The sequence below is a fragment of the Kribbella sp. NPDC031520 genome (assembly GCF_055580825.1).
Map to the genome: position 1 here is coordinate 1,432,982 of NZ_JBVIKS010000001.1, position 23,045 is coordinate 1,456,026.

A 23,045-nucleotide genomic window follows, 5' to 3' on the forward strand; every position below is an offset into this window, starting at 1 on the left:
ACTCAGGCGGCGGTGGACACGCCGCAGAAGATCGTTGCTTCGAGCAACGTACAGTTGCTGACGTACACGACGCGGTCGTGGGACTGCTCGGACGGGTGCCGCGCGTTCGCGGTACTACCGAAGTCGTAGCGTTACGTCGAGCTGAGCAACGGGGAGTTCCGGTTCGCGGACCGGAACGCGCCGCGGATGATCCGCTTCGGCAAGGCCACCGAGGGACTCAGCACCGTCGCCACCGCGAAGCGCAAACTGGCCGCGCTGAAGAAGACCCGCGGGCTGAAGGTGCTGGGTGTGAAGACGACCAAGATGAAATCGACGACCCATCAAGGTCCGCTGACCGTCACCACCGTAGCGCCGCTAGTGCCTCGTCTAGCAATGTTGGGGTCGTGAACCGCGCCCCGACTCGCCCCCAACCTCCGCCACCCGCGGCCCCTCGCCGGGCTGATCAGGGGACTGGGGCCTGGCGTTCGCCATGATCCCGTCGTCGACTCTGGCAGCTGCCAGCGCACCATGATCCTCCGGGTGCAGGTAGACCGTGAGGCGCTCGGCCTGGTCAACCGGCACGGCACGCACGTCGACCACACACTCCTCGCCACCCCTACCTACTGGTACACCGCCAGCTTCCAACGCCGATCTCAACACCGGCCGTACATCTGACGACGCCATCGGAGCTCCCTGAGCAGATCGACCGCGGCATGCCCACCAGGCGGTCACCAATACGGAGACGGAGTGAGCTGGTTCACTTCTGTGGAGATGCATAGTAAAGCTATGTATATTTGTGGGTGTGATTGCAAGGGACCTGACTCGGCTCGGTGAAGAGATGGTGGTCGCGTCGACGCGCTTGTCGCGGCTGGCGACCCGGAACGTGAACACGCTGCCGCACGCCGCGATGCGGGTGCTGGGGCGGCTCGACGAGCTTGGGCAGGCCCGGATCAGTGAGCTGGCGAAGGCCGACCGGACCTCGCAGCCGACCATGTCCAACCTCGTGCAGCGGCTCGAGGAGCAGGGCTCGGTACTGCGCACGCAGGACCCGGCCGACTCCCGGGCCAGCCTGATCAGCCTCACCGACGCAGGTCTGGCCGAACTGCGCAGCGCCCGCCATCAGGCCGGCGAAGCGCTCGCCGGCCACCTGAGTCAACTGCCCGCGACCGACCTCGCCACCCTGGAGGCCGCCGTCGCCGTCATCCACAAACTCCTCACCCTCGAACCGTTGGAGGACACGCCCCGGTGAGTAACTCGTCGTTCCTGAAGCAGCCCAAATCCGTCTGGGCGGTTGCGTTCGCCTGCGTGATCGCGTTCATGGGCATCGGCCTGGTGGACCCGATCCTGAAGCCGATCGCCGAGCAGCTGCATGCGAGCCCGTCCCAGGTCTCGCTGCTGTTCACCAGCTACATGGCAGTCATCGGGGTGGCGATGCTGATCACCGGCGCGGTCTCCAGCCGGATCGGCGCGAAGCGCACCCTGCTGATCGGCCTGGCGATCATCGTCGTGTTCAGCGCGCTGGCCGGCCTGTCCAACTCGATCGGCATGATCGTCGCGTTCCGGGCCGGCTGGGGTCTGGGCAACGCGTTGTTCATCGCGACCGCCCTCGCCACCATCGTGAACTCGGCCTCCGGCTCGGTCGCCCAGGCGATCATCCTGTACGAAGCCGCGCTCGGTGTCGGGATCGCCGCCGGCCCGCTCGTCGGTGGTGAGCTGGGTACGATCTCCTGGCGCGGCCCGTTCTTCGGCGTCGCCGTACTGATGACGATCGCGCTCGCCGCGACCGCGTTCCTGCTGCCGGCCTCGCCGCCGCAGGCCCGCCGTACGTCGATCATCGAGCCGTTGAAGGCGCTACGGCACCGTTCGCTGGCGACCGTAGCGGTCACGGCACTGCTGTACAACTTCGGGTTCTTCACGCTGCTGGCGTTCACCCCGTTCCCGCTGGCGATGTCGGCGCGGCAGATCGGGCTGATCTTCTTCGGCTGGGGTCTCTGCTTGGCCTTCACTTCGGTGTTCGTCGCGCCGCGCCTGCAGGCCCGGTTCGGGACGCTGCCGGTGGCGATGACGGTGCTGTTCCTGTTCGCCGTCGACCTCGCTGTGATGGGTGTGTACGCGCACCACAAGCCGGTGCTCGCGATCGGCGTGATCGTCGCCGGCCTGTTCCTCGGCATCAACAACACGCTGATCACCGAGGCCGTGATGGGCGCCGCCCCGGTCGAGCGCGGTACGGCGTCCGCCGCGTACTCCTTCGTCCGCTTCTCCGGCGGCGCGGTCGCCCCGTGGCTGGCCGGCAAACTCGGCGAGGAGTTCAACATCCAGCTCCCGTTCTACGTCGGCGCCATCGCCGTCCTGCTCGCGGTAGGCGTACTGGCTACCGGCTGGAAGCCCCTCTCCCACCTCCACGTCCCCACCAACCACTCCCAAGCTGAAGCCGAAGCCCTGACCACCGCCGACGCCTGATCGATCGACCATACCAAACGGTATGGTATGGTCTGGTCCGTGGTGATGCGGATCGAGTGGTTGAACGTTGGGCTCCAGCTGCTGGAGACCGAGGGCGCCCCGGCGCTCACGATCGAGCGGTTGACCGGCGAGCTCGGGATGACGAAGGGCTCGTTCTACCACCACTTCGGAAGCGCCGCGGGCTTCAAGCAGGCGCTGCTGGAGTACTTCGAGGCGCAGTACACGACTCGGCTGATCGACACCATCGAGAGCGAGACGGCCGGTCCGAGAGACAAGCTGCAGCACCTGCTGCTGCTTGTGCTGGCAGATCCGGACGCGAGCTCGCTGGAGATCGCTGTGCGGGCTTGGGCGTTGCAGGATCCGGACGTGCGGGCTGCGCAGGAGCGGGTGGACAAGGCGCGGACGGCGTACCTGAAGAAGTTGTGCCGGGGGCTGGACACGGACGTGGATCCGGATCGGTTCGCGCAGCTGCTGTACCTGATTCTGATCGGCGCCGAGCAGGTCGTGCCGCCGATCGACAAGCGGGACGTACGAAAGATCTACGACCTCGTCCTTCGCCTCATCGACTAGAGGAGCGGCAATGCCCACCACGCTGCACGAGCTCGACGACCTGATCCCGGTTGTCGACGAGATCGACGTGAAGACGGCCCGCGGCGACGTGACGCTGCGCGAGTTCACCGCGAACGCCTTGAGCCACACGCCGTTCTGGGTGAAGGGACTGTTCGCGGTCCGGATGGCCGTCGCGGCCGTACTGCGGCTCGAGACCGCCGGCGTACCGGATTCGCGCGGAATGCGGCCGGAAACCGTGAGCTTCACGCCCGGCGAGAAGGACGCGTTCTTCACCGTGATGCGCGGCGAGGAGGACCACTACCTGCTGCTCAAGGTGACCGACAACCACCTGATCGGGTACCTCGCGATCATCACCGACAACGAGAAGCCGGCCACCTTCAAGGTCGTCACGCTCGTGCAGTTCCTGCGCCCGGCCGGGCGGTTCTACTACAACCTGATCCGCCCGTTCCACCATGTGATCCTGCTCAGTATGTGCCGAGCCGGCGAGAAGTCGTACGCGAAGCAGTGATCGCGGCCGCACCACCGACCACGACCAAGGCGGCTGCGAAGATCAGCCCGAGCAACCGCCACGGAATCGCCAACGCTGCAAGGCCGTAAGGGCCTGCCGCGATCCCCGCCAGCGCAGCCCCGGCGACCAGAGCGCCGAGCAGTACGCCGACCACGACGACGGTTCCGGATTCGACGACCGCAACCGCGACGACCTGCGCCCGGGTCATCCCGGCCAGCCGGGACAGCTTGAACTCCTGCCGCCGGTCGGCCGTCGACATCACCACCGCGTTCACGACCGCGACCGCTGTGAAGATCCCGGCCAGCCCGAGCAGCGCCGCGAAGAGATCGGAATTCGCGCGCTGCTGTGCCTCACCCCGCGCCGCCGCCCACTGCTTCACGGACTGCCCGTCGAGGGACCCGCCCGGCGCGAGCTTCACCAACGACTCGGTACGCCCACCGGCCGGCAGCAAGGTCCTCGGAATGAAGAAGTTCTCACTGACGTCAAGCGTTTCCGGCATGACCGCGACCACCCGCACCTCGACGTGTCTGTTGCCCAGCGCAACCTTCAGCGCCGATCCGAGACGGTAGCCCTCGGCCGCCATTCCCGGCCCGATCGCAATCGTGTTCCCGGTCAGCCGGTCCAGCGATCCCTTCCGCGGCCGCAGCCGGTGCGTCTGCTGGTACGCCACCGGATCGATCCCGACGGCTTCGGAGTACACCGTTGTCCGCCCGCGCGTGACAGTGATCGGTACGGCCGTCTGCACCGAGGAAACCGCGATTTCCGGACCGTTTCGCACCGCGTGGCCGACCACCACGTCGGCGGTGATCAGCCGCTGCTGCTCGACCCCGACGGCCTTCGCCAGCGAACCGAACAGACCCCACATCCCGACCACCAGCCCGACCAGCACGATCAACGGCGCGGCAGTCGCCGCACTCCGCCGTACGGCGTGCAGTACGCCCGCCCGTGCCAGGTCGGCGATCAAGTTGCCACGGACAACGACCGCCGGGATCCGCCCGGCCAGTGGTACGACGACCGGGCTCAGCTGGCTCAACGCGACGGATCCGGTGATCATCACCACCAGCCCGACCATCAACCCGGCGACGAGATCCCGCGCGGCCTGCGCGACGGCGACCAGCAGAACGGTGCCCACAGCGGCGGACAGGCCCCAGAACCACCGCCACGAGGTCATCGCCTGCCGCGCCGCGCGGCCCTCGACGATCGCTTCGAGAGCGTTCACCCGCGACGCCCGCCAGGCGGCGGCCAGTACGCCGGCCAACGCCGTACCGACCCCGATGAGCATCGCGGCCCACATCGCACCCGGATCCCAGGGCGCGTCGAACCACGGCGGCAGCATCTTCAACTGCACCAGCAACCACGACTGCGCGACCGTCGCCAGCAACCCGACCACCACCCCGAGCACGCTGCCGACCACCCCGAGCAGCCCAGCCTCCACCACGACCATCAAGCACAGGTACCAACGCTGTGCCCCGACCAGCCGCAGTAGCCCGAACTCCCGCCGCCGCTGCACGGTGATGAACCCGAACGTCGTACTCACGATGAACACGCTCAGGAAAACGGCGAGCATCACCGACATCCCGAGCAGCATCGCGGCACCGACGTACCCCTCACGGACCTGCGCCTGCTGGTACGCCGACAACCCGGCCGGAAGCACTGGACGATCGGTTGCCGCCAGCAACTGCAGATCGGACTGCACCAGGCCTACCCCGAGTGCAACGGCCACCACCGCGCCGGCGAACAACTGCCACCTGGTCCGCAGCGCCCCGACAGACAACCTCAGCATCCATCCAGCCAACCGCGCGCGAACCGGCGGCGCGCTGGCCCGAACACCCGGCCGCAGGTAGCCCGCGCGCTACCTCATGGATGACAGCAACAGGTTGACCGTGCTGTGGTTGGCGAGCCCACCGAGCGCCCCGAGCGCACGGAAGGTCAACGTCACGTCGACAACGGTCGGCTCGCCGAGCCGCACCCGGAAACCGGCGTCCTGCCGGGGCTCACCGGTCAGCTCATGCAACGGCAGGTCGAGCTCGAGCCCGCGAACCGGATCCGCCTCGACGGCCAGCGGTCCGGTGACGAAGCCGTCGTTGACGACCGTCACGGAAATCGTGTGCCATTCGCCCGGCGTCAGTACGCCGATCGGCGCGCCGCTGCGGGCGACGTTCACCCGCGCCTCCGGGTTGATCGTGACCGCGATCGGCGCATCCGTCTCGACCGGCCCGCAACAGCCGATTGCCGGCGCATGATGAGTCATCAGTCAGCCTCGCATTCCGAGAGCCTGGACAGGTAAGCGGCCTGCGCCTCGTCGTACGCCTGCCGCGCCGCCTCCCGCTCGCTCTCCCGGATGAACCCGGACTTCATCTTCCACAGCCGGTCGACAGAGTCGTGCAACCACTGGGCGCTGCGACGGGACGCTCGGATCGGCCGGCCGTCGACCTCGAGGAAGATCGGCTGCGTGTGCACGCTGCGCAGGAGCCGCAGAGCGAGCCAGGACGAGCGTTCGACCGTCACATCGAAGGTGAGCTCGCGCTCGATGCCGTCAGCAACGATCTCCTGCGTTGCGACCACAAAACCGTTCAGGACGACCTCGACCTCGACGGTCCGGGACGTACCGATCCGGGACCGTTCGAGGTGCCAGCCCACCGGCGCGCTGTACATCGGGCGGCCCGCCGGCGGTGGCGGCGGTTCCTCCGGCAGCCACGCGGCGACCGTCGTGCTGACCCGCACCGGACCGGGCGCATCCAACGGGTGCTCACGACCGACATCACCGTCCACGGCCAGGTCGAACACGTGGCTCCGGCCGTCACCGAAGTACGAGGCGTTCTCTCGCAGCCCGGTGATCCACGCCTCGATCGCCTGCGGCCCCGTCGGCGGCTCGGCCAGTCGTACGTACGTCCGCCCGACGCCGGGGCCCTCGTCGTAGATGCACGGGTAGTCGGTCTCGCCGAGCATCAGGGTGCGGTAGCCGACGCTGAGCAGGTGGTACCAGATGTTCAGCTCGGCCGCCGGCGCGAACTCGCCGCCGCACTGGAAGTCGGCGGCGCCGAGCGGTACGTCGACGATGATCTCGTTCGAGCCGATGCCCTGGAACGACGGCACGATGTAGTTCGGCAGTTCCTCGGTGCCGACGCCGAGCCCGATCCCGCAGTGCGCGTAGCCGACCAGCGCGTTCTGCGCCTTGGCCCAGCGCAGTACCGGCAGGTTCCACGACGGCCAGTCCTCGATGATGCTGGTGCCCGGGTAGTCCTGGTCGGTCAGGCCGAGCAGGATCAGGTGGCCGGAGTGACTGGACGGGAAGCCGGAGACCTCGATGTCGTACCGCAAGGCGCTTTCTGCGTCCCGATCGGTCGGTCGCGGGGTCCAGGTCATGCCCTGCGCGGCCTGCATCGGTGGGTCCTCGAGCTCCGCCGGCGGGCTGATCGACTCGCCGCTGAAGAACTGTTTCTGGTGGTAGTAGCAGGGCGCCCAGGTGAGCACGCTGCCAAGCCAGAGACCTTCGCCGCGAACGTGCCGGATCATCGTTTCCGGCGTGACGCCTTCGCTGGGAACGTTGTAGTGCGAGCAGCCGCCGGCGTGGATGTGCGGGTCGCCCGAGTAGTACCCGCGGCTCGCCGGATCGACCCAGCGGTCGAGCGTGACCGGAATCCGCTCCGTACCCTGATCGACCTCGGTCCCGAAGCGCACCGGCCGGTACTCAGGCCCGCGGATCGCGGTGACCTCGTACTTCCCCGCCGGCAGCGCGATCACCTCGCCGGTCGCGCGATACACGTGTTCCTGGAAGAACATGTCCGGTGCCAGCCGCATCGCCTTCGACGGGTACGCGCGGCCCTGGGCATCGGTGACGGTGATCGCGGCCATGCAGCTGCGGCCGTCGGGTTCACGGATGTCGAGCTCGATCTCACGGGCCGGCGCACAGTCGAACTCGAACGACGCGCCGTACGTGCGCTGCTCGAAGCTCGCCCGTTGGCCGGCAAGCCCGAGCGATGACCGGCTCAGGCTCCGGTGGTTGTGCTCGTCCGTTGCGAAGAGCGTCACACCGCCCGAGCGCACGCCGCTGTCGCGGGCGTACAGGCTGATCACCCGGTACTCGGTGTCGAGGCCGGAAAGCGCGTCCGGGCCGGCGAGCTTCGCGTCCAGCCAGGCGTTCTTGATCCGCGGTACGACGGTCAACGTGTCGGCCAGGGCGATCCGCGCGGAGTGGCTGTGGTGGTCGATCAGGCCGTACACGCCGCCGTCCCACGCGCTCAGGTTTCCCTCGAGCCGGTGCGGGTTGGCCACGCGTACGAGGAAACTGCGCCAGCCGTGCTGTACCAGTCGGGGCGGCGCGGCGCCGGGTGTGCTGGTGGCCACGCCCTGTTCGTCGATCATCACGTCAACCAGGACGAACGGCTTCAGCAGGGTCTCGAGCTGGTCGCGGCGATCGGCCTCGCTCAGCTCGCTGGTCTCCAGCTTCGACAGCTGCGCGACGAGATCGTCGGGTAGTGGATCGCCGAGCTCTCGCAGCTTCCGGACGGCGCGGAGCACGGACGCGAACAACGGCTGGACCGGGGGCTGAGTTGGAGTCGCTGACACCGGGGACCTCCCTGATGGCGAATTCCTTCGCGACCCTACCCGGCGGGTCCTACCTCAGCATCTCGATTAGCGCGGCGACGTCGGCCCGGTCCAGGTCGCGGGCGCCGATCAGCGTCTGCATCAACAGGCCGTCGAGCGCGGCGACGAGAAGGCGGGCCTGCTGCGGATCGGCGGTGAACGTACGCGCGATCTCGGTCAGCGGCTCCAGCCACGCCGCGGCGGGCTCGCGCAATTCGGGCCGGCGAGCGGCATACAGATAGAGCTCGTAGAGCGCGAGCGTCCGGCCACGACGCCGTACGACGCTGTGCTCGATCAGGCGGGCCAACTCGTCGGCCGGACGCGGACCCAACTCGCTGCCGCGGCCGTGCAGTTCGACGGCGAGATCCTCAGCGGCGGACTGCAGCGCGGCAGTGAGGAGATCGTCGAGGGTCGGGAAGTGGTACGTGATCGAGGCGACCGACACATCGGCCTCCGCGGCCACCACCCGATGGCTCACACCTGCGACTCCGTCGCGTTCGATCACGGAAAGCGTCGCCCTCAGCAGCTCGCTGCGGCGCTGCTCACCGCGCACTCGCCGCCCGTCGACACCCCGTCTGACCTGCATGAACAGCAAACTATCAGGACGTCTGTACGGATTGATTTTGCTGTCCGGAATCGCGGGATCAACCGTTTTCTGCAACTTAGGCTCGGATTCCGTGGCCACTTCAGAACTCAGTACTGCGATGCGCCGCGCACTGAAGCGCGCGGCCGACGGCAAGACCCTCGACCCTGCCGAAGCGGAGGTGCTGCTCGCGGCGAGCGGCGAGGCGCTGACCGCGCTGATGACGACCGCGGCCCGGGTCCGCGACCAGGGCCTGGCCGACGCCGGCCGGGCCGGCGTGATCACGTACTCGAAGAAGGTCTTCATCCCGCTGACACGGCTGTGCCGGGACCGGTGCCACTACTGCACCTTCGCGACCACGCCGGGCCGGGTGCACGCGCCGTACCTGTCGCCGGACGAGGTACTGGAGATCGCGCGCCAGGGTGCCGCGCTGGGGTGCAAGGAGGCGCTGTTCACGCTGGGCGATGCGCCCGAGCAGCGCTGGGACGCGGCGCGGACGTGGCTGGAGGAAGCCGGGTACGACAGCACGCTCGACTACGTACGGGCGATGGCGATCCGGGTCCTCGAGGAGACCGGGCTGCTGCCGCACCTGAACCCGGGTGTGATGTCGTGGCAGGACCTGCAGCGGTTGAAGCCGGTCGCGCCGAGCATGGGGATGATGCTGGAGACCACGTCCCGGCGGCTGTTCGAGGAGAAGGGTCAGCCGCACTTCGGGTCGCCGGACAAGGACCCGGCGGTGCGGCTCCGGGTGCTCGAGGACGCGGGGCGTTCGAACGTACCGTTCACGACCGGGCTGCTGATCGGGATCGGCGAAACGCTGGCGGAACGTGCGGACTCGATCTTCGCCTTGCGGAAGATCGCGCGGCAGTACAACGGGATCCAGGAAGTGATCATCCAGGGTTTCCGGGTGAAGCCGGACACGGCGATGCGGAACGACGCCGACGTACCGCTGGACGAATGGCTGGCGGCGATCGCGGTGACGCGGGTCGTGCTCGGGCCGCGGGTCCGGGTCCAGGCGCCGCCGAACCTGGTCGACCTGGCCGAGTGCCGCGCATTGCTGGACGCCGGCGTGGACGACTTCGGCGGGGTGTCCCCGCTGACGCCGGATCACGTGAACCCGGAGCGCCCGTGGCCGCAGATCGACGACCTCGCGAAGGTGACCGCCGAGGCGGGGTTCGTACTGCGCGAACGTCTGACGGCACATCCCGAGTACCTGCGTGAACCGTGGCTGGACCCGCGGCTCATCTCTCACGTCGAGGCTCTCGTCGACCCGGCGACCGGTCTGGCGAACGAGTCCGCGATGCCGGTCGGGCTCCCCTGGCAGGAGCCGGACGGCGGCTGGGACAGCGTCGGCCGTACCGACCTCCACACCGCCATCGACACCGAAGGCCGGCGCACCGAGACCCGCTCCGACTTCGACGCCGCCTACGGCGACTGGGACGTCCTCCGCGAGGAGGTGGCCGGCCGAACCGCTCCGGAACGTCTCGAAGGTGACGTGAAGGAAGCTCTCGCCGCCGCCGAGCGTGACCCCGCCGGGCTTTCCGATTCACAAGCTCTGACGTTGATGACGGCAACCGGGCCGGCGCTCGACCAGCTGGCGCGGATCGCCGATGAGTTGCGCAAGGCAACGGTCGGGGACGACGTCACCTACGTGGTGAACCGGAACATCAACTTCACCAACGTCTGCTACACCGGCTGCCGGTTCTGCGCGTTCGCCCAGCGGCGTACCGACGCCGACGCGTACTCGCTCTCGATGGACGAGGTCGGGCAGCGCGCCGAGGAGGCGTGGGTGATCGGCGCGACCGAGGTCTGCATGCAGGGCGGCATCCACCCCGACCTCCCCGGTACCGCGTACGCCGACCTGGTCCGCGCCGTCAAGGACCGCGTCCCGGACATGCACGTGCACGCGTACTCCCCGATGGAGATCGTCAACGGATCGGTGCGCACCGGCCTGTCGATCGAGGAGTTCCTGATCTCGGTGAGGGAGGCCGGCCTGGACAGCATCCCCGGCACCGCGGCCGAGATCCTCGACGACGACGTCCGCTGGATCCTCACCAAGGGAAAGTTGCCGACGGCAAGCTGGATCGAGGTGATCAGCACCGCGCACCGCGTCGGCCTGCCGTCCAGCTCGACGATGATGTACGGCCACGTGGACGCCCCGCACCACTGGGTGCAGCACCTGCGTACGATCGCCGCGGTCCAGGACGAGACCGGCGGCTTCACCGAGTTCGTGCTGCTGCCGTTCATCCACCAGAACTCGCCGATCTACCTCGCGGGCGTCGCCCGGCCGGGTCCGACGTACGACGAGAACCGGGCCGTACACGCGATGGCGCGGATCATGCTGCACGGGCGGATCGACAACATCCAGTGCTCGTGGGTGAAGCTCGGCGTCGACGGCTGCGTCGCCGTACTGAACGGTGGCGTGAACGACATCGGCGGCACCTTGATGGAGGAGACCATCAGCCGGATGGCCGGCTCCAAGCACGGCAGCCGCAAGTCGATCGCCGAACTCACCGCGATGGCGGACGCCGCCGGCCGGCCGGCGCGGCAGCGCACCACGACGTACGGCGAGGTCCCGGCCCGCCCGGCGACGGAGCTCGAACTCGCCTGACAGGACCTGGCTACTTGACCGGGTCGAGATCGACTGCTCGGGTACGGCGCTTGCTGCCGACGCGGTGCCCGAGCACGACCAGCAGGTTGCCGGCGACGTAGATGCCGGCGGTGACGGCGAAGTACGCGATCGGGAGCTTGTCCGGATCGGCCGGGAACGCCTGGTGGCTGTCACCGACCCAGGCCCGCAGCAGGTAGAGCGTCGGGAACGTGAAGCACTAGGCGTAGATCGCGATGTAGGCGATGTGAGCGCTGAGCCGGTTCCGCAGTTGAGGTCTTGACGACTGGTTAGTTGTTGCGGAAGGCAACATCAGTACAGAAAGTGAAGGAACCTCTACTGAGCGTTGCTTACTTCAAAGGCAATGCAAATGTTTGAACCGGAGGATTCCCGGTACGCCGGGCCGCATGACAGGTTTCTGTTGTCGGCGACGGACGGGTCGCCGGCACTGGGTCCAGGTGGTTCCCGATGTACTTCCGTCCGCGACCGGACTGTACCTCCCCTGCCGGCCGCGGAATGGGTCTCGGGCCCACCCTCCTTCGGGCCACTGCCCTCTCGGGGCAACAGCAGGACGCCGGCCGCGCCAACAGGGCGTTGGTCGCCAGTGAGGTGGCGACCAACGCCCGGCGCGGCCGGCGTTTCTTACGGAAAAGACCGCTCCGCTCGTACTGGTGCTGCTGGGGACCAGTACGAGCGGAGCGGCTCTGTTCTGGGGGTCAGTAGGGGTAGGTGTCGTCGCGGCGGGTCGGGTCCAGGTCCCAGAGCGAGAACTTGACGACCTTGTGCGACTCCTCGCCGCCGCCCGGGACCAGGCCGAACGACTCGTACTCCTTCGAGCCGACGCCGTCCAGGTAGCAGAGCAGCTCGAACGCCGACTGGGCGTCCTCGATGTCGTCGATGACGTCCTCGTTCTGCGCCTCGTCCGCCCGGCTGCGCACGTACTGCACGAAGGCGTCCGGGTCGGTCACGACGTAGTCGTACCGCGCCTGGTAGCTGAGCCGCAGCCCGTTCTCCGGCAGCATCGGTTCCTCGAGCTCCCCGAGGTCGTCCAGCGCACCACCGTCGACGATCTCCCGGTAGTCCGCCGGGTCGTCGAAGTCGTCCGGCCCGAGCGGCAGGTCGTCCAGCTCGTCGGGGTCGTACGAGTCGATCCCGAGGAAGATGTCGCCCCAGCCGCGTTCGTGGACTGCGTCCGCGAGCGCCCGGGCCTGCACCCGGACGTTCTCGATCGCGCCGGTGGCCCGCAGATCGTGGAGATCCAATGCATCAGCCTGCTCGAGCAACACCCGGGCTAGCTCACGGGCGGCCTCAGCAGCCGACGCAGGTTCGATCGACTCACTCATGACTAGGACGGTACAACCATGGGCACCTCCACTGCCGAGGCCGGTACGCCGAACGCGTCGACGAGCTCTACTGCTGCCGGGCGGACGGCGGCGCAGAGGTCGTTGACCAGGGCGGTGATCGCCTTCGAACGGCCCGGTGACAGACGGCCGTGTTCGAGATACCACGCGCGCTCCGCCTCGATCGTCGACAGCGCGTGCAGGTCGTACACGTCGTGCAACAGCGGCTGGACCTCCTCCGGGGCGTCTCGCACTGCGGACTGGAAGGCTTCGAGAACGATCCGGTCAACATGCGCCCGGCCGGCCGCGATCACGTGGTCCTGGCACCGGTTGAACACATCGAACGCGTCGTCCCCGGCATCGATCCCAGCCTTCAGCCGGCGCGCCACCCCGGACAGCATGTGCTGCTCGCGATACCCGAGCAGACCGGAGTGGTATGCGTCGTCCCGCAGCCCGGCATCCGGATCGGAGGCGTCGGAACGGTTCGGTACGACGTCGCGCAGCCGCTCGATCAGCGGGCGGAGCGCCGCCTTCTCGACCGCGATCTCCACCGCCTGCGCCGCCACGAACCGGGCCGTACCCAACGGGTCCAGCTCGCCGAACGACCTGCGGTAGTCGGTCAGCAGACCCTTCGCGACAAGCTGTAGCAGCACCGTGTTGTCACCCTCGAACGTGGTGAAGACGTCGGTGTCCGCCTTCAGAGTGGCCAACCGGTTCTCCGCCAGGTAACCGGCGCCCCCGCACGCCTCCCGGCACAGCTGGATCGTCTCGGTGGCGTGCCACGTCCCGAGCGCCTTCGTCCCGGCCGCCTGGGCCTCCAGCGCCCGCCTGTCGTGCTCGTCCCGCTCATCGGTGAACACCCGCGCGAACTCCTCGACCAGCTCGGCCTGCGCGAAGTGCAGCGCGTACGTCCGGGCGAGCAACGGCAGCAGCCGGCGCTGATGCATCCGGTAGTCGAGCAGCAACGTCTCCTCGCTGCTCCCCGGTGCGCCGAACTGGCGGCGCTGAGCGGCGTACCGAATCGCGATCGTGAGCGCGACCTTGCTCGCGTTGATCGCCGCGCCGCCGACCGACACCCGGCCCTGGACGAGCGTGCCGAGCATCGTGAAGAACCGGCGGTCCGGGTTCTCGATCGCGCTGGTGTAGTTGCCGTCAGCATCGACCTGGGCGTACCGGTCCAGCAGGGCCGCCCGCGGCACCCGGACCTGGTCGAACACGATCCTCCCGTTGTCCACACCGTTCAGCCCGAGCTTCGGTCCGCAGTCGGACAGGGTGACGCCGGGCAGAGCTGCGCCGTCCTCGCCGCGGATCGGCACCAGCAGGCAGTGCACGCCGTGACTCTCCCCGCGGACCACGAGCTGCGCGAACACCGCCGCCATCCGCCCGTGGCGGGCCGCGTTCCCGATGTAGTCCTTGCGCGCTGCCGCGGTCGGCGTGTGGACGACGAACTCTCCCGTGGACTCGTCGTACGTCGCCGTCGTGCCGAGGGCCTGGACGTTCGACCCGTGCCCGGTCTCGGTCATCGCGAAGCAGCCCAGCAGCCGGCCGCCGATCGCGTCCGCAAGATACTGCTCGTGGTGCCGCTCGGTCCCCAGGTGCAGGATCGCGCCCGCGAACAGCCCGAACTGCACACCGGCCTTGACCATCAGCGACAGATCGCCGAAGGCAAGTGTCTCGAAGCCCGCGATGAAGCCGCCGAGGTCCGCCGCCCCGCCGTACTCCTTCGGGTATCCACGGGCGGGCAGCCCGCTCGCGGCCGAGCGCAGCAGCAACTCCAGCACCCTGTCCCGGTACTCGTCGCGTGGCAGGCGCACCGCCAGCTCCGCCAGGTCGGCGTGCGCGGCCAGCTCGGCCCGCACGACGTCCCGCGCCGCCTTATGCGGCCCGTCCAAGTAATCCTGCATCGCCGTTGTCCTCATGCCCTTTAACGTACGAGGATTCACCCCCACTTTTCGTCACCGATCCGTGACTGTGGACAAGCTGGCATCAAGCCGCAGGTGCGGCCGTATGCTGGGTGCCGTGCCGAGTTTGCGGGTTAGTGAGGCGGCGGCGCTGCTGGGCGTCAGTGACGACACGGTGCGCCGCTGGATCGATCAGGGACGGTTGCCGTCCAAGCAGGAGAGCGGGCGGATGGCGATCGACGGGCAAGCGCTCGCCAAGTTCGCCCAGGAGCTCGCGGACACCCCGGAACCGGGTCACACCGCCGCCGCGTCGGCGCGGAACCGGATGCGCGGGATCGTCACCCGCGTGCTCAAGGACGGCGTGATGGCCCAGGTCGAGCTGCAGGCCGGGCCGTTCCGCGTCGTGTCGCTGATGAGCCGGGAGGCCGCCGACGAGCTGGGGCTGGAGCCCGGCGTCGTGGCCGTGGCCTCGATCAAGTCCACCCATGTCGTCGTCGAGATCCCGGAGGCCTGATGTTCCGCCGTACCGTTGCCGCCGCCCTGGCCGCTGTCGCCACGTTTGCCCTGGCCGGGTGCGGGGGTGACACGCTGGCGTCGTCCTCCGCGCCGTCCTCGAGCAGCACGCAGGCGTTGTCCGGCAGCGTCAACGTGTTCGCGGCCGCTTCGCTGACCGGCGCGTTCACCCAGCTCGGCAAGGACTTCGAGGCCGCTCACCCCGGCGTGAAGGTGACGTTCAACTTCGCCGGCAGCTCCGCGCTCGCGAAACAGATCAACGAGGGTGCGCCGGCCGACGTGTTCGCCTCGGCGGCGCCGAAGAACATGGACGCCGTGAAGGACAAGGGCACCCCGACGAACTTCGTCAGCAACACGCTCGAGATCGCCGTACCGAAGGGCAACCCGGGCAAGATCACCGGCCTGAAGGACTTCGCCGACAAGAGCAAGAAGATCGCGCTCTGTGCCCCCCAGGTGCCGTGCGGCGCGGCGGCGGAGAAGGTGTTCAAAGCGAGCGGCGTCACCGCGCAGCCGGACAGCCTCGAGCAGGACGTGAAGGCCGCACTGACCAAGGTCAGTCTCGGTGAGGTCGACGCCGCGCTGGTTTACAAGACCGACGTGCTGTCCGCGAAGGACAAGGTCGACGGCATCGAGTTCCCGGAAGCGAGCAAGGCAGTCAACGAATACCCGATCGTCGCGCTGACGAAGGCGCCGAACGCTGACGCTGCGAAGGCCTTCGTCGACTACGTGCTGTCCGACAAGGGCAAGGCAGTCCTGACCGCGGCCGGCTTCTCGGCACCATGAGTCGTCGCAGCAGGAGTACGAGCGGGCGCCTGCCCCTTGTGCTCCTGCTGCCTGCGTTGATCGGCCTGGCGTTCCTGCTCGTGCCGCTGCTCGGACTGCTCGTCAAGGCGCCTTGGTCGACGCTCCCGGCCAAGCTCCACAGTGCGGACGTATGGCAGGCACTGAAGCTGTCTCTGGTGTGCGCTACAGCCGCTACTGCGTTGTGCGTGGTGCTGGGCGTTCCGTTGGCGTGGCTGCTCGCGAGGGGTGGGCTGCCGGGGCGCAGTGTGATCAGGGCGTTCGTGACGGTGCCTCTGGTGCTGCCACCGGTTGTTGGTGGGGTGGCGTTGTTGCTGGTGCTGGGGCGGCGCGGGCTGGTCGGTCAGTACCTCGACTCGTGGTTCGGGGTGTCGTTGCCGTTCACCACGGCTGGTGTGGTGGTGGCCGAGGCTTTCGTCGCGATGCCGTTCCTGGTGATCTCTGTTGAGGGTGCTTTGCGTGCGGCTGACCCGCGGTACGAGGAAGCGGCCGCGACGCTGGGTGCGGGCCGCTGGCTGACGTTCCGGCGGGTGACATTGCCGTCGATCGCACCGGGGGTCGTTGCGGGCATGGTGTTGTGCTGGGCGCGGGCGCTGGGCGAGTTCGGGGCGACGATCACGTTCGCGGGTAATTTCCCAGGGCGTACGACGACGATGCCGCTGGCGGTCTACCTGGCGTTGGAGACCGATCCGGACGTGGCCGTCGTACTGAGTCTCGTGCTGCTGCTCGTTTCTGTCGTCGTCCTGGCGTCTCTGCGCGAGCGCTGGATCAGTGGGTTGCGATGACGCTGTACGCCGAGCTGCGGGTGAGCCGTGGCGCCTTCAACCTCGCAGTGGATCTGACTGTGGAGCCAGGCGAAGTTGTTGCGCTGCTTGGGCCTAACGGCGCCGGCAAGACGACTGCGCTCCGTGCTATCTCCGGACTGCTCGCGCTTGACGGTGGACGGATCGCACTGGGCTCGTCGGTGTGGGACGAGCCGCCGCACACGTTCCGTACGCCGGAGCGCCGTCCGATTGGCGTGGTGTTCCAGGACTACCTGCTCTTCAACCACCTGAGCGCATTGGAGAACGTGGCGTTCGGCCTACGTGCCCGCGGCATGGAGAAGCAAACAGCCCGCCAGGAGGCTGCACGGTGGCTGGAGGTCGTAGGGCTCTCGGAGTACGCCCGTACTCGTCCTCGCGCGCTGTCCGGCGGCCAGGCTCAACGAGTAGCGCTGGCGAGAGCCCTGGCGACTGACCCGGAGCTCTTACTGCTTGACGAACCGCTTGCTGCTTTGGACGCGAGTACGACGCTGCACGTCCGTGCGGAGCTGGGTCAGCACCTCTCCCGCTTCGAGGGCCGCACGCTACTCGTCACCCACGACCCGCTGGACGCCATGGTCCTGGCTGATCGTCTGGTCATCATCGAGAACGGCCAGGTGGTCCAGGAAGGCAAACCCACCGAGGTAGCCCACCGCCCCCGCACCGACTACGTAGCCCAACTGGTAGGCCTCAACCTCTACCGAGGCACCGCCACCGGCACCACCGTCCGCCTGACCGACGGCGGCACCATAACCCTCGCCGAACCAGCCACCGGCGGCGTCCACGTAGCCTTCCCACCCACCGCCGTAAGCCTCTACACCGAAGCCCCCACAGGCAGCCCCCGCAACACGTGGCCCGCCGTAGTAACAGGCATCGAACAACACGCCCACACCGTCAGAGTCCGCCTCGACGCCTCCCCCACCGGCCCCACAGAAGTCCTGGCCGACATAACCCCCGCCGCCGTAGCCGACCTCCACCTACACCCCGGCCAACCCCTCCAAACCACCCTCAAAGCAACCGAGGTCCGCACCTACCCGGTGTAGGTCAGAGTATTCTGACGGCATGACGGCGCAGCCTGTGGATCGGTCGGCGGAGGATCCGGAGCAGATCCTCGCTGTGCTGCCGCCGAAGTGGCACGAGCAGTTCCTGCACGACTACCACCAGGCGCTCGACGCCGCGCACGAGGTGTGGCGTTTCCAGCATCTGCGCGACGTGCTTCATCTGTGGCACCTACGCGCCGTCGCTTACTCCAGCCCAGGCTTCGACGAGCGAATGCAAGCAACTCGTGAAGGCAGAGCAGAGGAGTTCACACCTGCCGAGCAGGTCATTCCGGGCTGGTCAGATCGGCAGTGAACTATCGCGTGGAGTTCCACGCGGCAGCGCTCGCTCAGCTCGACGGATTGCTGTCGCAACCATTCGACGCTCTCGTGGAGCGTGTCCCGGCGACTAAGACGTTGCTGGTCGCGGAGGACGTGGGACCCGTCAGCCGAGCGCTGACGAAGTACATTCGTGGAAGTTACGCGTTGTGATGTTGCTGTCATGGATTGACATGTTGTTACGACCGGTTTCGCGCTTGGATCGCGCGGTACGGTAACGAAGAGTGTTTAGTTACTCACTCGTAGTGCGTGGGTTCTTCACACGAGAGTGATGACATCGTGCACTACGCCGATACCTGACGGGGCGCCCAAGATGTGGCGGGGCACCGCGAAAGGGGGTCGGACAGTCATGCATGAGAGTTACGAGTTCTACTGCCTTGCGGATCGGCGGTTCTACGAGACGCCGGCCAATCGTGGTGCGCGGCACCCGGATTTCTCGATTACGCGCCGGGAGGTCCCGGACGGATGGCGGCACGTGCCGGGTGAGCAGTGGATGAACTACGCGCCGGACGGGCTCCGGTTGCCGGACCAGGGCTGGAAGATCCACGTCTCGGCGCGCCTGCAAGACGTCGCGCGGACGCTCGAGGCGGTCTGGGACTACTGCGTTCCCCGCGGCATCGCGTTCAAGTTCCTGCGCAACGAGGCCGTCCTCGTGATGACGAACTCGAAGGCCGCGCCCCGTGGGTCGAGCGGCAAGCTGGTGACGATCTACCCGGCCGACGACGCGCAGCTCGAGCTCGTCCTCAAGGACCTCAACGAAGTACTGAGCGGCGTCGAGGGCCCTTATATCCTTAGCGATCTGCGCTACGCGGAGGGCCCGCTCTTCGTCCGGTACGGCGCCTTCGTCAGCCGGTACTGTCTGTCTCCGACCGGTAAGCGCGTGCTCGCGATCGAGGATGCCCACGGCAACCTCGTCCCGGACCACCGCGGCCCGACCTTCGTCGTACCGCCCTGGGTCCAGCTCCCCGACTTCCTGCAGCCGCACCTCGACGCCCGCAACGCGGTCACCACGAACGAGCTCGCGTACACGATCGACGGCGTCATCCAGTTCTCCAACGGCGGCGGCGTGTACCTCGGCCACCACACCGAGTCCGGCGACCGCGTCGTACTCAAGGAAGGTCGTCCGTACGCCGGTCTCGACATGGCCGGCCGTGACGCGGTGACCCGGATCGCCCACGAGCGCGACATCCTGGCGCAGCTCGACGGCCTCGACGCCGTACCGCGGACGCACGACTACCTGCAGCTCGGCGAGCACCACTTCCTCGTCCAGGAGCACATCGACTCGGTGTCGCTCCAGCGCGACCTGGTCCGCCGCTACCCGCTGACACACCCCGACGCGACCGAAACCCAAAAGGCCGAGTACGCCGACTGGGCGACCGCGATGGTCGCCAAGGTCGGCGAGGCCGTCGGCCAGCTGCACGAACGCGGCGTGGTGTTCTGCGACCTGCACCCGGACAACCTGCTCCTCGACGTGAACGGCAAGCTCACGCTGATCGACTTCGAGGTCGCGACGAAGGCCGAGGACCAGGCGCGTTCGACGCTCGCCCACCCCGGGTACGCCGCCCCGCAGGACCGGCAGGGCGTCGACGTTGACCGGTACGCGCTGGCTTGTATCGCGCTCGGCGTCTACGCGCCGCAGGCAACGATCCTGCTGAATCTCCATCCAGGTAAGGCGTTCCAGCTCGCCGACATGATCGCGGACACGTTCCCGGTGCCGCGCGCCACGCTCGACGACGCGGTCCGTACGATCGTCGGCGCCAACCCGGCGAACGACCTCGAAGGCGTCGCGCTCCCCGGCGAGGCCGAGTGGACCGAGGTACGCGCGGCGCTCACCCAGGCGATCGTCGCCAGCGCAACACCGGAACGCACCGACCGCCTGTTCCCCGGCGACATCGCGCAGTTCCGCGACGGCGGCGGGATCGACCTGGCGACGGGTGCCGCCGGTGTCCTCTATGCGCTCGCGAAGACCGGCGCCGGGCGCTTCCCGCAGTACGAGGACTGGCTCCGCAAGCACGCGCTGACGACCCCCGCCGGCCCAGGGCTGTACGACGGTCTGCACGGCGTCGCGCACGTACTCGACGAGCTCGGCCACCGTCAGGACGCGCTGGACATCGTGGACCGTACGCTCGCCGACGACTGGAGCACCCGCGAGCTCGGCCTGCACTCCGGCCTCGCCGGGATCGGCCTCAACCTGCTGCACTTCGACACCGAGCCGGCGCTCCGTGCGCAGGCCGTCCGCGTCCTCGACCTGGTAGCGGATCGCCTCGAGGCCGACGTACCCGAGCTCAGCGGCGGTCAGTACGCACGGGCCGGCCTGATGTACGGATCGTCCGGGCCGGCGCTGCTGTTCCTGAACGCGTTCGAGCAGCTCGGGGACACCGGTCTGCTCGACCTCGCGGAGATCGCGATCCGGCAGGACCTGAAGCGGACCGTGCTCACCGACGACGGCATGCGCCAGGTCAACCAGGGCTGGCGAACCCTGCCGTACCTGGAGGAAGGTTCCGCCGGCATCGCGCTCGTCCTCGAGCGCTACCTGCGCCACCGGCCGTCCGACGAGCTGACCAGAACGCTGGACGAGCTCAAGCGCGTCACGCACTGCTCCTATTACGTCCAGCCCGGCCTGTTCATGGGCCGCTCCGGAGTTCTCCTCACGGCTGCGGCACTCGGTGATCAGGTCGACGACCTGGTACACGGCCTCGGCTGGCACGCGATGCCGTTCGAGGGTGGTCTCGCGTTTCCCGGCAACCAGCTGCTCCGGCTCTCGATGGACCTGGCCACCGGATCGGCCGGCGTACTGCTGGCCCTGGGTACGGCGCTGCACCCTGCGGATCATGCGCCGGTGTCCCTCCCGTTCCTCGGACCTCCCCAGTGGTCCGAGTACCCATCCCGACAACCTGCACCGAAGGAGGTGTAAACACATGGCACTTCTCGACCTCCAGGGTCTCGAGACCCCGGGTTACGGCTGCGGTGGCCACCACCACGGCGGCTCCACCCTGACCGTGCTGGGCTGCGCGTCGCAGACTCCGAGCAACCTGAGCCTGCTGCTCTGCCACTGATACGGCAAACCTGCATTTGCCAGGTAGTGAGGTCCTGGGTGGGCATGCCCACCCAGGGCCGTCCTGTCTCCGGGGTAGCTCCGAGCCTCCGGGCTCGTTGTGTTGGTGGGAGAGAGAGTGGGGTGATCGATTCCGTGCAGGCTTATCCATGCGCCGAGCGTCTGACGCTCGTGGAGCAGGTGCACGGTTGTTCCGTTGCGGACCCGTACCGTTGGCTCGAAGATCCGGCAGACGCCGCCCGTTGGCTGCGGGATCAGGACGAGTTGTGGCTGACGTACGCCGGTTCGCTGAGCACCCGGTTCCGCTGGAAGAACGCCGTCCGGCGGCTGTCGAACGTAGGCAGCGTGTCCGTCCCGGTGTGGTGCGGCGGCCGCAGCTTCACGGTGCGGCGCGAGGCCGGGCAACAGGCCGTACTGTTCGTCGACGAGACGCCGCTGCTCGATCTGAAGCAGGTTGATCCGAGCGGGTCGACCACGCTCGACGAGTGGCAGCCTTCGCCGGACGGCCGCAAGGTCGCGGTGCAGCTGTCTCGTGGTGGTACCGAGCAGGCGTCGTTGTCGGTTCTCGACGTCGGCACCGGCCAGGTCGTGGACGGGCCGCTCGACGGTTGCCGGTACTCACCGGTGGCCTGGCTGCCGGACAGCAGCACCTTCTACTATGTCCGCTTCCGCCAGGTACGCCGGCATTCACTCGGCCAGGCGGATACGACGATCCTCGCGGACGAAGCCTCGTACGGGCTGGAGGTCAGCGCGGACGGCCGCTGGCTGACGATCTGCACCCGAGACGACCTGTGGTTCGCGGACCTCAGAGCCGAAGGGCCGCCGCAGCACATCCCGACGATCACCACCACGATCATGTCGGTCGGTCCGGATGGGCGGCTGTACGTCGTCACGGCGGACGGGATCAGCGTTGGTGACCCGACCGCGCCGACGGTCTGGCGCGAGTACGTGAGGCCTGATGGGCCGCTGACCGGTCTCGCGATCCTCGACGACGTGGTGCTGGTCGCCGGCGCGACCGCGATCGCCGTACACGATCGGCTGACGGGCGTACGAACAGGCAACGTGCAGCTGCCGGGCCACGGGTCGGTCGGGTCACTTACCGCGGACGGCAACCGCGCTTGGTTCAGCTACACGGACAGCGTGACGCCGCCGACCGTGTACTGCTACGAGCCGGGCGCCAGTTCCGCAAAGCCCTGGGGAACGGCGGAGGAAGGGCGAGCCGCGGAGGCGCACCGGCTGAGCTACCGCGAGGGGCTCGAGCTGCAAGTGATCGGGAAGCCCGGCCCCACCATCCTCTACGGGTACGGCGGTTTCGGGCAGGCGTTGACGCCTACGTACTCCGCGTTCGCGCTGGCCTGGGTCGAAGCAGGCGGCGCTTTCGTGACTGCGACCGTCCGTGGCGACGGTACGAAGCACGACGCCGGGACCCGCCACGACAAGCAGCACGTCTTCGACGACTTCATCGCCGCCGCCGAATACCTGATCGCGGAAGGCTGGACCACCGCGGACCACCTCGCGATCTGTGGCGAGTCCAATGGTGGTCTGCTCACCGCCGCCGCACTCACCCAGCGCCCCGAACTGTTCGCCGCCGCGGTCTGCTCGGCTCCGTTGACCGACATGATCCGCTACGAGCGATCTGGTCTCGGCGAGCGCTGGACCGCGGAGTACGGGTCCGTCGAGGACGCCGACGACTTCAAGAACCTGCTCTCGTACTCGCCGTACCACCGCGTCGTCGACGGTGTGAAGTACCCGGCCGTACTCCTGACCGCGTTCGGGAACGACACCCGTGTGGATCCCTTGCACGCAAGGAAGTTCTGCGCTGCGCTGCAGCATGCGACGGCCGGTCCACGCCCGGTGTTGCTGCGGTTCGAACAGGACGCGGGGCACACGACCGGAGGCATCAACCTGGCCGCCGACCTGCTCGCCTTCCTCGCCGACCAGACGGGCCTCGACGCATGATCACC

The 23,045-nt window shown here is 68.1% G+C and carries 21 protein-coding genes; 15 read left to right on the forward strand and 6 right to left on the reverse strand.

From position 1 onward, the window contains the following. Nucleotides 1–186 precede the first annotated feature (186 nt). The 6 genes from ACZ5BU_RS07210 to ACZ5BU_RS07235 all read left to right on the forward strand — a co-directional run bounded on the left by ACZ5BU_RS07210 (nt 187) and on the right by ACZ5BU_RS07235 (nt 3,517). A complete protein-coding gene (locus ACZ5BU_RS07210; protein ID WP_465696254.1) occupies nt 187–387 on the forward strand; it encodes a hypothetical protein in 201 nt (66 codons plus the stop codon). Between the two features lie 132 nt (nt 388–519). Next, on the forward strand, nt 520–654 hold the full coding sequence (locus ACZ5BU_RS07215) for a hypothetical protein (RefSeq protein ID WP_465696256.1): 135 nt from the start codon (nt 520–522) through the stop codon (nt 652–654). A 127-nt stretch (nt 655–781) separates the two neighbouring features. After that, entirely contained in the window at nt 782–1,228 is a 447-nt protein-coding gene (locus ACZ5BU_RS07220; protein WP_465696258.1) for a MarR family winged helix-turn-helix transcriptional regulator, read from the forward strand. After that, nucleotides 1,225–2,439, forward strand: coding sequence for an MFS transporter (locus ACZ5BU_RS07225; protein ID WP_465696260.1), 1,215 nt, complete (start codon nt 1,225–1,227; stop codon nt 2,437–2,439). The genes ACZ5BU_RS07220 and ACZ5BU_RS07225 overlap by 4 nt, the downstream gene beginning before the upstream one ends. A 45-nt stretch (nt 2,440–2,484) precedes the next feature. After that, nucleotides 2,485–3,009: a TetR/AcrR family transcriptional regulator gene (locus tag ACZ5BU_RS07230; RefSeq protein WP_465696723.1), complete on the forward strand. Its 525-nt coding sequence runs from the start codon at nt 2,485–2,487 to the stop codon at nt 3,007–3,009. 10 nt (nt 3,010–3,019) lie between these two features. Next, the gene (locus ACZ5BU_RS07235) at nt 3,020–3,517 is read left to right on the forward strand and encodes a DUF2867 domain-containing protein (RefSeq protein ID WP_465696262.1); all 498 of its coding nucleotides are present in this window, start codon (nt 3,020–3,022) and stop codon (nt 3,515–3,517) included. Here the strand turns inward: ACZ5BU_RS07235 and ACZ5BU_RS07240 are convergent. From ACZ5BU_RS07240 to ACZ5BU_RS07255, 4 genes are all read right to left on the reverse strand, one after another. Next, nucleotides 3,474–5,300 (reverse strand): FtsX-like permease family protein, encoded by a 1,827-nt coding sequence (locus tag ACZ5BU_RS07240; protein ID WP_465696264.1) that lies wholly within the window; start codon nt 5,298–5,300, stop codon nt 3,474–3,476. The genes ACZ5BU_RS07235 and ACZ5BU_RS07240 overlap by 44 nt on opposite strands. A 69-nt stretch (nt 5,301–5,369) precedes the next feature. After that, nucleotides 5,370–5,768 (reverse strand): hypothetical protein, encoded by a 399-nt coding sequence (locus tag ACZ5BU_RS07245; RefSeq protein ID WP_465696266.1) that lies wholly within the window; start codon nt 5,766–5,768, stop codon nt 5,370–5,372. Next, entirely contained in the window at nt 5,768–8,086 is a 2,319-nt protein-coding gene (locus ACZ5BU_RS07250) for a CehA/McbA family metallohydrolase (protein WP_465696268.1), read from the reverse strand. Before ACZ5BU_RS07250 ends, ACZ5BU_RS07245 begins: the two co-directional genes overlap by 1 nt. 49 nt (nt 8,087–8,135) lie before the next feature. Continuing rightward, nucleotides 8,136–8,690 (reverse strand): TetR/AcrR family transcriptional regulator, encoded by a 555-nt coding sequence (locus ACZ5BU_RS07255; RefSeq protein ID WP_465696270.1) that lies wholly within the window; start codon nt 8,688–8,690, stop codon nt 8,136–8,138. Between the two features lie 91 nt (nt 8,691–8,781). Between ACZ5BU_RS07255 and ACZ5BU_RS07260 the strand changes: the two genes are divergently transcribed. After that, nucleotides 8,782–11,298: a bifunctional FO biosynthesis protein CofGH gene (locus ACZ5BU_RS07260; protein WP_465696272.1), complete on the forward strand. Its 2,517-nt coding sequence runs from the start codon at nt 8,782–8,784 to the stop codon at nt 11,296–11,298. 713 nt (nt 11,299–12,011) lie between these two features. On the opposite strand, the gene ACZ5BU_RS07265 is transcribed toward ACZ5BU_RS07260, so the two are convergent. Beyond that, entirely contained in the window at nt 12,012–12,638 is a 627-nt protein-coding gene (locus tag ACZ5BU_RS07265; protein WP_465696273.1) for a hypothetical protein, read from the reverse strand. A gap of 2 nt (nt 12,639–12,640) precedes the next feature. Continuing rightward, nucleotides 12,641–14,539 (reverse strand): acyl-CoA dehydrogenase family protein, encoded by a 1,899-nt coding sequence (locus ACZ5BU_RS07270; protein WP_465696275.1) that lies wholly within the window; start codon nt 14,537–14,539, stop codon nt 12,641–12,643. A 115-nt stretch (nt 14,540–14,654) separates the two neighbouring features. On the opposite strand from ACZ5BU_RS07270, the gene ACZ5BU_RS07275 reads away from it, so the two are divergent. The 8 genes from ACZ5BU_RS07275 (at nt 14,655) to ACZ5BU_RS07310 (ending at nt 23,040) form a co-directional block, all read left to right on the forward strand. Then, entirely contained in the window at nt 14,655–15,050 is a 396-nt protein-coding gene (locus tag ACZ5BU_RS07275; protein WP_465696277.1) for a TOBE domain-containing protein, read from the forward strand. Continuing rightward, nucleotides 15,050–15,832, forward strand: coding sequence for a molybdate ABC transporter substrate-binding protein (modA, locus tag ACZ5BU_RS07280; RefSeq protein ID WP_465696279.1), 783 nt, complete (start codon nt 15,050–15,052; stop codon nt 15,830–15,832). Before ACZ5BU_RS07275 ends, modA begins: the two co-directional genes overlap by 1 nt. Then, a complete protein-coding gene (locus ACZ5BU_RS07285; protein WP_465696281.1) occupies nt 15,829–16,635 on the forward strand; it encodes an ABC transporter permease in 807 nt (268 codons plus the stop codon). The genes modA and ACZ5BU_RS07285 overlap by 4 nt, the downstream gene beginning before the upstream one ends. Further along, nucleotides 16,632–17,693, forward strand: coding sequence for an ABC transporter ATP-binding protein (locus ACZ5BU_RS07290; RefSeq protein WP_465696283.1), 1,062 nt, complete (start codon nt 16,632–16,634; stop codon nt 17,691–17,693). Before ACZ5BU_RS07285 ends, ACZ5BU_RS07290 begins: the two co-directional genes overlap by 4 nt. Nucleotides 17,694–17,712: 19 nt before the next feature. Further along, nucleotides 17,713–18,003 (forward strand): DUF6247 family protein, encoded by a 291-nt coding sequence (locus ACZ5BU_RS07295; RefSeq protein WP_465696286.1) that lies wholly within the window; start codon nt 17,713–17,715, stop codon nt 18,001–18,003. Between the two features lie 372 nt (nt 18,004–18,375). Beyond that, a complete protein-coding gene (gene lanKC / locus ACZ5BU_RS07300; protein WP_465696288.1) occupies nt 18,376–20,940 on the forward strand; it encodes a class III lanthionine synthetase LanKC in 2,565 nt (854 codons plus the stop codon). A 4-nt stretch (nt 20,941–20,944) separates the two neighbouring features. Beyond that, nucleotides 20,945–21,082 (forward strand): SapB/AmfS family lanthipeptide, encoded by a 138-nt coding sequence (locus tag ACZ5BU_RS07305; RefSeq protein ID WP_465696289.1) that lies wholly within the window; start codon nt 20,945–20,947, stop codon nt 21,080–21,082. Between the two features lie 122 nt (nt 21,083–21,204). Next, the gene (locus tag ACZ5BU_RS07310) at nt 21,205–23,040 is read left to right on the forward strand and encodes a prolyl oligopeptidase family serine peptidase (RefSeq protein WP_465696291.1); all 1,836 of its coding nucleotides are present in this window, start codon (nt 21,205–21,207) and stop codon (nt 23,038–23,040) included. Nucleotides 23,041–23,045 lie beyond the last annotated feature (5 nt).